The organism is Oleiphilus sp. HI0080 (assembly GCF_001635135.1).
Map to the genome: position 1 here is coordinate 1 of NZ_LWFU01000109.1, position 11,121 is coordinate 11,121.

The following is an 11,121-nucleotide window of genomic DNA, read 5'->3' on the forward strand; positions in this document are numbered from 1 at the left end:
GGTGTTCTTCTTCGTGGTACTAAGCGTGATGATGTTGAGCGTGGTCAGGTGCTATGTGTTCCTGGTTCGGTTAAGCCGCACACGAAGTTCGAGGCTGAAGTATATATCTTGAGCAAAGATGAAGGTGGTCGTCACACGCCATTCTTCCAAGGCTATCGTCCACAATTTTACTTCCGTACCACGGATGTAACAGGTGCATGTGAGCTTCCTGATGGCGTTGAGATGGTAATGCCAGGTGATAACGTACAGTTGACAGCTACTTTGATCGCACCAATCGCGATGGAAGAAGGTCTACGCTTCGCGATTCGTGAAGGTGGCCGCACAGTTGGTGCTGGTGTTGTTGCCAAAATCATCGAGTAATTTGTTCTCGAGTTGAAAAGAAGGCAGCATGGCTGCCTTCTTTTATCTAGGCCAGTAGCTCAATTGGCAGAGCAGCGGTCTCCAAAACCGCAGGTTGGGGGTTCGATTCCCTCCTGGCCTGCCACTTATTTCGGCAGTAAATGGTAAGTTCGACAGTATGAATGCGAAACTTGAAAATGAGAATGTAGCTTTGGATACAGTGAAGTGGGTTCTCGCGCTTGGCTTGGTTGTGGTTGGTGTTGTAGGCAACTACTACTATTCAGCTGAGTCGCTATTGTATCGCGTCATCGCTTTGTTGGTTCTTGCTGTGGTAGCCGGTTGGGTGGCATTGCAAACGACGAAAGGAAAGCAGTTTTCTGCGCTGGTGTCCGAAGCGAAGACTGAAATACGTAAGGTTGTTTGGCCTACACGACCAGAGTTGATTCAAACTACTTTTATGGTGGTTGTGTTTGTCTTGGTTGTTGCCTTAATTCTTTGGGGTGTCGACTCCTTGATTGGCTGGCTAATATCTTTAGTAATCGGATAGCAGGGAGATAATTGATGTCCAAAGCTTGGTATGTTGTGCATGCTTACTCTGGTTACGAAAAGCATGTAATGCGATCGCTTCAAGAGCAAATTGCTTTAAAGAGTCTTGAAGACAAGTTTGGGGAGATTCTTGTTCCTACCGAAGAAGTGGTAGAGATGAGAGATGGTAAGAAGCGTAAGAGTGAGCGTAAGTTTTACCCTGGCTACGTTCTTGTCCAGATGGACATGGATGATGAGTCTTGGCACTTAGTTAAGTCGACTCCTCGTGTAATGGGCTTTATTGGTGGTACCGCTGAGCGTCCGGTACCAATTAGTGATCGAGAGGCTCAGGCAATTCTTCAGAAGATCGAGACGGGTGCTGAAACGCCGCGTCCGAAAACTCTGTTCGAGGCTGGGGAAGTTGTTCGTGTTGTTGATGGCCCGTTTGCTGACTTCAACGGTGTAGTTGAAGAAGTTGACTACGAAAAGAGTCGTGTGAAGGTTGCGGTACTTATTTTTGGAAGATCGACGCCGGTAGATTTAGAGTTTAGTCAGGTAGAAAAAGACTAAACTTTGCAGTTTTAAGTGTGCTCATTCTGCTTTTGTAGGATGGGCTTTTTGTGTCTGTTCGGGGAGCTCGTAGAGAGCGCTTGCACCCAAAGGAGATTGTAATGGCTAAAAAGATTGATGCTTACATCAAGCTGCAAGTTGCAGCTGGTCAAGCAAATCCAAGTCCACCTGTTGGTCCAGCGCTGGGTCAGCATGGTGTGAATATCATGGAATTCTGTAAAGCGTTTAACGCTCAAACCGGTAGCATGGAAGCAGGATTGCCTGTTCCTGTTGTTATTACGGTTTACAACGATAAGAGCTTTACCTTCATTATGAAGACCCCTCCAGCGTCCATCTTATTGAAGAAGGCAGCTGGAATTAAAAGCGGTAGTGGTCGTCCAAATACTGAAAAGGTTGGCACGGTCACTCGAGAGCAGCTTGAAGAAATTGCCAAGACTAAAGATCCGGATTTGACGGCGGCAGATATGGATGCAGCGGTGCGAATTATTGCGGGCACAGCACGAAGCATGGGTCTAAATACGGAGGGCGTTAAGTAATGGCTAAGTTATCAAAACGCCAAAAAATGATTGCTGAGAAGGTTGAGGCAGGTAAGGCGTACTCAATCGAAGAGGCGGTTTCTGTTCTTTCAGATCTTTCTTCTCAAGTGAAGTTCAAAGAGTCTATTGATATCTCTGTAAACCTAGGTGTTGATGCTCGTAAATCGGATCAGGCTGTGCGTGGATCAACTGTTCTGCCGAACGGTACGGGTAAGTCTGTTCGTGTTGCAGTGTTTACTCAGGGTGAAAATGCTGAGAAAGCTAAGGCGGCAGGAGCGGATGTCGTCGGTATGGACGATCTTGCTGATGAAGTGAAAAAAGGAAATATGGATTTCGACGTTGTTGTTGCATCTCCAGACGCAATGCGTGTTGTTGGTCAGCTCGGACAGATTCTAGGTCCTCGCGGCCTAATGCCTAACCCTAAAGTTGGTACGGTAACGCCGGACGTTGAAACTGCAGTAAAAAATGCTAAAGCAGGTCAGGTTCGGTATCGAACAGACAAAAACGGCATCATCCATGCGATCGTAGGCAATGTTGAGTTTTCTGCTGACGCAATCAAGCAAAATGTTGAAGCGCTTTTGGCTGACCTTAAAAAGGCAAAGCCGGCAGCGGCGAAAGGTGTTTATCTGAAGAAAGTAACGCTTTCTTCAACGATGGGCCCTGGCTTGGTAATTGATCAGGCTTCAGTTTCTATCTAGTAATTGAAGTGGCGCGCTAGCGCTAAAAAGGTACTTTGGAGTCGGGGCGCAAGCCCGGACAGTCAAAGACCGCAGGTGCTTTCTCTCATGCAGTCAAAGAGAGGCAGCTTAATTTCCTGCGCAGACGGTGTGACTCTCTTGAATAGAGTTACCTCACGCCGTAGAGGTCGCCCATTTTGGGTGTGAATGGCTGGCCAACATATTGTTGGCCTTGTTGAGGAGAAGACCAATGGCAATTGGACTCGAAGACAAAAAGGCGATTGTCGCCGAAGTCAACGAGGTTGCTGGCGGTGCTTTGTCTGCAGTACTCGCGGACTACCATGGCGTTGATTCTAACGACATGACCGGTCTACGTGCTAAGGCTCGCGAAGAAGGTGTTTACTTACGTATCGTTCGTAACACTCTTGCGCGCAAGGCGGTAGAGGGTACTGAATTTGAATGTATGCAAGCAGCATTTGTTGGACCAACAATTGTTGCATTCTCTCTCGAAGATCCAGGTGCGGCAGCGCGCTTGTTAAAAGACTTCGCTAAAGAGAAAGATGCATTCGAGATTAAAGCGCTAGCTGTTGGTGGTGAATTGCTAGGTGCAGATCAGATCGATCGTTTGGCGAAATTGCCTACGCGCGATCAAGCATTGGCCATGTTGGCTGGTGTGCTTCAAGCACCTGTTACAAAACTTGCTCGTACTTTCAACGAAGTTCCTTCGAAAGTCACACGAGTGGTTGCTGCAGTTCGCGATCAGAAGAAAGACGCAGCCTAATTTTTTTGGTTATTATTTTTATTTAGGAGATGAGAGTCATGGCTCTATCTAAAGACGATATTTTAAATGCAATCGCTGAAATGAGCGTAATGGACGTTGTTGAGCTTGTTGAAGCAATGGAAGAGAAATTTGGTGTTTCTGCAGCAGCAGCTGTAGCAGCAGCACCTGCGGCAGGCGGTGACGCTGGCGCAGCAGCAGCAGAGCAAACTGAGTTTGATGTTATCCTAGCGGGTGCTGGCGATAAGAAAGTAAACGTTATCAAAGCGGTTCGTAGCCTTACAGGTCTAGGCCTTAAAGAAGCGAAAGCAATGGTTGACGGTGCTCCATCAACTGTTAAAGAAGGCGTTAGCAAAGACGACGCTGAAGCTGCTAAGAAAGAGCTTGAGGAAGCTGGCGCTTCTGTTGAAGTTAAGTAACTATTCGTTGAATAGCGACTTGAGCAACATAGCCCAATAGTCCTTAAAAAGGAATTGGCCGGTGGTATCCTATGCCCCCGGCCTTTTTCCGTTGTTAAAGATTGCATTACTCCTCTAATGTAGGAGCGTTTCAGGGCTTGGCCCTGCCCTAGCAAATGCTGACCAGACGAAGTCACGTTGCTAGAAAGATTTCAGACCTTTTGTCATAACTGGGGAATACAGATGACCTACTCGTATACAGAGAAAAAGCGTATTCGTAAAGAATTCGGCACATTGCCGACCGTCATGGATGTGCCATATCTTCTGTCTATTCAAATAGACTCTTATAAAAGCTTTCTTCAGGAAGGTGGTGATGCTGCAGAGCGAGATGATTTAGGATTGCACGCAGCGTTTAAGTCTGTTTTTCCGATTGTTAGTTTTTCTGGTAACGCTGCCCTCGAGTACGTTAGTTACCGTCTCGGCGAGCCTGCTTTTGATGTAAAAGAGTGTATCTTGCGTGGGGTGACCTATGCTGCGCCTCTTCGCGTCAAAGTTCGCCTAATCATTTATGACAAAGAGTCTTCAAATCGCGCGATTAAAGATATAAAAGAGCAAGAAGTCTATATGGGCGAGATGCCTCTGATGACAGATAACGGTACCTTCGTCGTAAATGGTACTGAGCGAGTGATCGTTTCTCAGCTGCACCGTTCTCCGGGTGTATTCTTTGATCACGATAAGGGCAAAACGCATTCTTCTGGTAAGTTGCTTCACTCCGCTCGCGTTATTCCATACCGTGGTTCTTGGTTGGATTTCGAGTTTGATCCGAATGACAACGTGTTTGTTCGAATAGATCGTCGTCGCAAATTGCCTGCAACTATTTTATTGCGAGCTCTAAATCTAGCAGACCAGCAAATCTTAGATATGTTTTTCGATACGAGTCGGTTTGTTGTAAATGACGACGGCTTTGAGCTTGAACTTGTGCCCGAGCGTCTTCGTGGTGACATGGCCACGTTTGATATTAAGGGTGCGGATGGCGAAGTAATTGTTGAAGAAGGCCGCCGTGTTACGGCGCGCCATATCAAAAAGCTTGAAAAGCTTGGCGGAACCCTTCAAGTGCCAAAAGAGTATCTTCACGGTAAGGTGCTGGCAAAGGACATTATTAACGAAGAAACTGGCGAGCTGCTCGCTAGCTGTAATACCGAGATCACAGAAGAGGTTGTTGAGGCTCTTTTAGCGGGCGGTATCAGTGAAGTGGAAACGTTATACACCAACGAGTTGGATTGTGGTTCGTTTATATCAGATACGTTACGTATCGATCCTACGAGCAATCAGCTTGAGGCGTTAGTTGAGATTTATCGAATGATGCGCCCCGGCGAGCCGCCAACAAAAGAGTCGGCTGAGAATTTATTTACCAACTTATTCTTCTCATCAGAACGTTACGATTTATCTGCTGTTGGTCGAATGAAGTTCAACCGCCGGTTAGGTCGCGCGGAAGAAACCGGCGAAGGCGTTCTAGATAACAGCGATATTGTGGATGTTCTGCGAACGTTAATCGATATCCGAAACGGTAAAGGTGAAGTCGATGATATCGACCATTTAGGTAACCGCCGTATTCGCTCTGTTGGTGAAATGGCTGAAAACCAGTTCCGTGTTGGTCTAGTACGTGTCGAGCGAGCGGTTCGAGAGCGTCTAAGCATGGCGGAATCTGACGGACTGATGCCTCAAGATCTCATTAATGCCAAGCCCGTTGCCGCGGCAGTTAAGGAGTTCTTTGGTTCGAGTCAGTTGTCTCAGTTTATGGATCAGAACAATCCGCTTTCTGAAGTGACGCATAAGCGCCGCGTTTCTGCGCTAGGCCCAGGCGGTCTTACGCGTGAGCGAGCAGGTTTCGAGGTTCGTGATGTTCACCCAACGCACTACGGTCGGGTTTGTCCAATCGAAACGCCAGAAGGACCTAACATTGGCTTGATCAACTCATTGGCAACCTATGCGCGCACCAATTCTTACGGATTTTTAGAGAGTCCTTATAGGAAAGTTGTAGATAACGTTGTTACAGATCAAATCGATTACCTTTCTGCGATAGAAGAAAGTGGCTTCGTAATTGCTCAGGCGAGTGCGGTTGTCGATGAGAATAATGCTTTAACGGAAGAGTTGGTAACTGTTCGCCATAAGAATGAAACGACGGTCATGCCTCCGGAAAAAGTTAACTATATGGATGTATCGCCGCGTCAGGTTGTATCGGTTGCGGCCTCTTTAATTCCGTTCCTAGAGCACGATGATGCAAACCGGGCCTTGATGGGATCAAACATGCAGCGTCAAGCGGTACCAACGCTACGTGCCGAAAAACCTGTCGTTGGAACAGGTATTGAGCGCATTGTTGCTCAAGATTCTGGTGTGTGTGTTGTTGCAGAGCGTGGCGGGGTAATCGAGAGCGTGGATGCAGGTCGTATCGTTGTTCGGGTGAATAACGATGAAGTCGAAGCGGGCGATGCTGGTGTTGATATTTATAATCTTACCAAATACGTGCGTTCGAACCAAAACACGTGTATCAACCAAAAACCTTTGGTTCGTCAGGGGGAAAGCGTTTCACGCGGCGACGTGATGGCGGATGGCCCTTCTGTGGATATGGGTGAGCTTGCGCTTGGTCAAAATATGCGTATCGCATTCATGCCTTGGAATGGCTACAACTTTGAGGATTCGATTCTCGTTTCTGAGCGCGTTGTCCAAGAGGATCGTTTTACGACGATTCATATTCAAGAGCTAACCTGCGTTGCTCGTGATACGAAGTTGGGCAGCGAAGAAATTACGGCTGATATTCCAAATGTCGGTGAAAGTGCGCTCTCCAAATTAGACGAGTCTGGTATTGTTTACATCGGTGCGGAAGTGGGCGCCGGCGATATTCTGGTTGGTAAGGTGACTCCGAAGGGTGAAACCCAGCTAACTCCTGAAGAAAAGCTATTACGTGCCATCTTCGGTGAGAAAGCCTCTGATGTGAAAGACACGTCTTTGCGTGTTTCCACAGGAACTCGAGGGACGGTCATCGATGTCCAGGTATTTACACGTGATGGTGTTGAGAAAGATCAGCGCGCGCTAGATATTGAAAATGCTCAGTTAGATAAGTTCCGTAAGGATTTGAAGGATGAGTACCGCATTCTTCAAGGCGCTACGTACGAGCGTTTGACGGCAGCAATCGATGGTCAGGCGATCATTTCTGCTCCAGGACTTAAGAAAGGCGACACCCTGTCAGTTGACTACCTTCAAGCCCTTGAAGCGACAGAGTGGTTTAAGATCCGTTTGGCGGACGATTCCCTCAACGAGTTGCTAGAGAAGGCTCAAGCTTCTTTGGAAGAACGTAAGAAAGAGCACGAAGAACGATTTGAAGTGAAGAAGCGCAAGCTTCAAACTGGCGACGACTTGGCGCCTGGCGTGTTGAAGATCGTTAAGGTTTATGTTGCGATTAAGCGTCGAATTCAGCCTGGTGATAAAATGGCTGGACGGCACGGTAACAAGGGTGTCATCTCCGTAATTATGCCGGTTGAGGACATGCCTTATGATGAGCATGGCAATCCGGTAGATATCGTTCTCAATCCTCTTGGTGTCCCATCTCGTATGAACGTTGGTCAGGTTCTTGAGACACACCTAGGGGCGGCTGCAAAAGGTCTTGGTCATAAAATCAACACTATGATTAAGCAGCAGAAGGAAGTCGCTGAGCTTCGCGGTTTCCTTGGTGAGATCTATAACGGTGTAGCAAGTAAGCAGGAAGAATTAGACAGCTTTAGCGATTCTGAAATCATTGAGTTGGCAAACAACCTTCGGGCCGGTGTGCCAATGGCTACGCCTGCGTTTGATGGAGCAAAAGAAAGTGAGATCAAAGAGCTGTTACGTCTTGCTGATCTTGATGACAGTGGGCAGACAACGTTGTTTGACGGACGCTCTGGTGAAGAGTTCGATCGTCCTGTTACTGTCGGTTATATGTACATGTTGAAGTTGAATCACTTGGTCGACGATAAGATGCACGCTCGTTCTACCGGTTCGTACAGCCTTGTTACGCAGCAGCCACTTGGCGGTAAAGCACAGTTCGGTGGTCAGCGATTCGGTGAGATGGAAGTATGGGCGCTTGAAGCATACGGTGCCGCTTACACCTTGCAGGAAATGCTAACGGTCAAGTCGGATGATGTTAATGGCCGTACCAAAATGTATAAAAACATTGTTGATGGCGATCATCGTATGGAGCCAGGTATGCCTGAATCCTTTAACGTATTGGTCAAAGAAATTCGCTCATTGGGTATAGATATCGAGTTGGAATCTGAGTAGTCAGTCGATAACCCAATTGAAATAGCGACAGCGGGCTTTCAAAACCATTATTGGTGATGGCCCGCCAACTTATAACTCCTACCGGAGCGAAAGCGATGAAAGATTTATTAAACCTGTTGAAAAACCAGAACGATACTCAAGAATTCGATTCGATTCGAATTGGTTTGTCATCACCAGAAATGATTCGTTCGTGGTCGTTTGGCGAAGTGAAAAAGCCAGAAACGATTAACTATCGTACCTTCAAGCCAGAGCGTGATGGCTTGTTCTGTGCGAAGATTTTTGGACCAATCAAAGACTATGAATGTCTTTGTGGTAAGTACAAGCGTCTCAAGCATCGAGGCGTAATTTGTGAGAAATGTGGCGTAGAAGTTGCGCTTGCCAATGTGCGCCGTGATCGTATGGGGCATATTGAGCTGGCGAGCCCTGTCGCGCATATCTGGTTTCTAAAGTCGCTTCCGTCGCGTATTGGTATGCTTTTGGACATGACGCTGCGTGATATTGAGCGTGTTCTTTACTTTGAATCGTTCATCGTAATCGATCCAGGTATGACGACACTGGAGCGCGGTCAGCTTCTAACGGATGAACAGTATTACGAAGCGCTTGAAGAGTTTGGTGATGAGTTCGATGCCAAGATGGGTGCTGAAGCCGTTCAATCCTTATTGAAGGACATTAGTCTTGAGGGTGAAATTGAGCGCTTGCGTGAAGAAATTCCTGCAACTAATTCAGAAACCAAGATTAAAAAGCTTTCTAAGCGCTTGAAGTTGCTTGAGTCATTCCACAGTTCTGGGAATAAACCAGAATGGATGGTGCTGGATGTTCTGCCAGTGTTGCCGCCGGATTTGCGACCACTTGTTCCACTTGATGGTGGACGATTTGCGACTTCGGATCTAAACGATTTGTACCGCCGAGTAATCAATCGTAATAACCGTTTGAAGCGGCTGCTTGAGCTAAGTGCTCCGGATATTATTGTTCGTAATGAAAAGCGTATGCTTCAAGAATCTGTCGATGCTTTGCTCGATAATGGTCGTCGTGGTCGCGCAATCACGGGCTCCAATAAGCGTCCTTTGAAGTCACTAGCAGATATGATCAAAGGTAAGCAGGGTCGATTCCGTCAGAACTTGCTTGGGAAGCGTGTTGACTATTCTGGCCGTTCGGTAATCGTTGTTGGCCCAAGTTTGCGCCTGCATCAGTGCGGTCTTCCGAAGAAAATGGCGTTAGAGCTTTTCAAGCCCTTTATCTTCTCTAAGCTCGAGAGTCGAGGGCTTGCGACTACCATTAAAGCTGCGAAGAAGATGGTTGAACGCGAGACTGCAGAGGTCTGGGATATTCTTGCTGAAGTTATTCGAGAGCACCCTGTCATGCTCAACCGTGCCCCGACACTTCACCGTCTCGGTATTCAGGCATTTGAACCCGTATTGATCGAGGGTAAGGCGATACAGTTGCATCCATTGGTTTGTGCGGCTTATAACGCCGACTTCGATGGGGACCAAATGGCTGTCCACGTTCCTTTGACATTGGAAGCACAGCTAGAAGCTCGCGCTTTGATGATGTCTACCAACAACATCTTATCTCCCGCTAACGGAGAGCCGATCATTGTTCCTTCTCAGGACGTAGTACTTGGCCTTTACTACATGACGCGTGACCGCATAGCGGCAAAAGGCGAAGGCATGGTGTTCGCTGACATTAAAGAGGTTCAGCGAGCGCATGGTGCTAAGCAGGTGCACCTGCAGGCGAAAATCAAGGTTCGTATTACAGAGCATACCTATACCGAAGGTGGTGAGCTTGTCGCAGAGACGAAGTTGGTTGATACAACTGTTGGTCGAGCGTTGTTGTTCAATATCCTACCGAAAGGTTTACCGTTTGAGCTTGTTAATAAGCCAATGGTGAAAAAGGCGATCTCTCGTCTTATCAACTCGGCGTATCGGACCTGTGGTTTGAAAGATACAGTAATCTTTGCTGATCAGTTGATGTATCTCGGCTTTTCACAAGCAACGCATTCAGGCTCGTCGATTGGTGTTAATGATTTTGTTATCCCGGATGAGAAAGAAGGGATCATTAACGCAGCGACTGACGAAGTAAAAGAAATTGAAGGTCAGTTTGCTCAGGGTCTTGTTACTCAGGGCGAAAAATACAACAAGGTTATCGATATTTGGTCTCGCGCAAACGATAAAGTGGCGAAGGCGATGATGGATACCTTGGGTAAAGAAGATGTTGTTGATAAAGAAGGCAATACGGTTCAGCAGGATTCTTTCAACTCAGTATTTATGATGGCGGATTCCGGCGCTCGGGGTTCCGCAGCGCAGATTCGTCAGTTGGCGGGGATGCGAGGATTGATGGCGAAGCCGGATGGTTCCATCATCGAGACACCTATTACTGCAAACTTCCGTGAGGGCTTGAACGTACTCCAGTACTTTATTTCTACTCACGGTGCTCGAAAGGGTTTGGCGGACACGGCATTGAAAACAGCTAACTCGGGTTACTTGACTCGACGCTTGGTTGACGTAGCTCAAGACCTTGTTGTTACCGAAGAGGATTGCGGTACTGAAGAAGGCCTATTGATGACGCCAATGATCGAGGGTGGCGACGTTGTTGTTCCTCTTGGTGATCGTGTGCTTGGTCGTGTAACGGCAAAGGATGCATTTGCTCCTGGTGACACAGAAAACGCCGTTCTTCCTCGCGGTACGTTCCTTGATGAAAAGCGTGTAGAGGAATTAGAGCAAGCGGGTGTTGATGAAGTTTGGGTTCGCTCAGCGATTACTTGTGATACGCGTCATGGTGTGTGCTCGCAATGTTACGGACGTGACCTCGCGCGGGGCCATGTTGTTAATCGTGGCGAAGCGGTAGGTGTTATTGCAGCTCAATCGATCGGCGAGCCAGGTACGCAGCTGACAATGCGTACTTTCCACATTGGTGGTGCTGCGTCACGGTCCTCTGCGGTAGACAATATCCAAGTCAAGCATGGCGGGTCTGTTCGCTTGCATAAT

At 47.5% G+C, this 11,121-nt stretch carries 8 protein-coding genes, 1 tRNA gene and 1 pseudogene; all 10 read left to right on the forward strand.

Annotated features, from left to right (window positions below; translation table 11 throughout):
- Nucleotides 1-360: pseudogene (gene tuf, locus A3751_RS01365) on the forward strand (elongation factor Tu); the annotation flags it as partial.
- A 48-nt stretch (nucleotides 361-408) separates the two neighbouring features.
- Nucleotides 409-484, forward strand: a tRNA-Trp gene (locus A3751_RS01370).
- Between the two features lie 33 nt (nucleotides 485-517).
- Nucleotides 518-886 carry a preprotein translocase subunit SecE gene (secE, locus tag A3751_RS01375; RefSeq protein WP_068451337.1) on the forward strand — a complete coding sequence of 123 codons (369 nt, stop codon included), beginning with the start codon at nucleotides 518-520 and terminating at the stop codon, nucleotides 884-886.
- Between the two features lie 14 nt (nucleotides 887-900).
- Complete coding sequence (gene nusG, locus A3751_RS01380) at nucleotides 901-1,434, forward strand: transcription termination/antitermination protein NusG (protein WP_068451340.1); 534 nt, start codon at nucleotides 901-903, stop codon at nucleotides 1,432-1,434.
- A 101-nt stretch (nucleotides 1,435-1,535) separates the two neighbouring features.
- Complete coding sequence (gene rplK, locus A3751_RS01385) at nucleotides 1,536-1,970, forward strand: 50S ribosomal protein L11 (protein ID WP_068451343.1); 435 nt, start codon at nucleotides 1,536-1,538, stop codon at nucleotides 1,968-1,970.
- Nucleotides 1,970-2,668 carry a 50S ribosomal protein L1 gene (gene rplA, locus A3751_RS01390; RefSeq protein ID WP_068451346.1) on the forward strand — a complete coding sequence of 233 codons (699 nt, stop codon included), beginning with the start codon at nucleotides 1,970-1,972 and terminating at the stop codon, nucleotides 2,666-2,668. Before rplK ends, rplA begins: the two co-directional genes overlap by 1 nt.
- A gap of 229 nt (nucleotides 2,669-2,897) precedes the next feature.
- Complete coding sequence (gene rplJ, locus A3751_RS01395; RefSeq protein ID WP_068451351.1) at nucleotides 2,898-3,428, forward strand: 50S ribosomal protein L10; 531 nt, start codon at nucleotides 2,898-2,900, stop codon at nucleotides 3,426-3,428.
- 38 nt (nucleotides 3,429-3,466) lie between these two features.
- A complete protein-coding gene (rplL, locus tag A3751_RS01400) occupies nucleotides 3,467-3,844 on the forward strand; it encodes a 50S ribosomal protein L7/L12 (RefSeq protein WP_068451353.1) in 378 nt (125 codons plus the stop codon).
- Between the two features lie 222 nt (nucleotides 3,845-4,066).
- Complete coding sequence (gene rpoB / locus A3751_RS01405) at nucleotides 4,067-8,137, forward strand: DNA-directed RNA polymerase subunit beta (protein ID WP_068451356.1); 4,071 nt, start codon at nucleotides 4,067-4,069, stop codon at nucleotides 8,135-8,137.
- Between the two features lie 95 nt (nucleotides 8,138-8,232).
- Nucleotides 8,233-11,121, forward strand: a 2,889-nt coding sequence (gene rpoC / locus A3751_RS01410; RefSeq protein ID WP_068451359.1) for a DNA-directed RNA polymerase subunit beta', incomplete at its 3' end; no start/stop codon positions are given.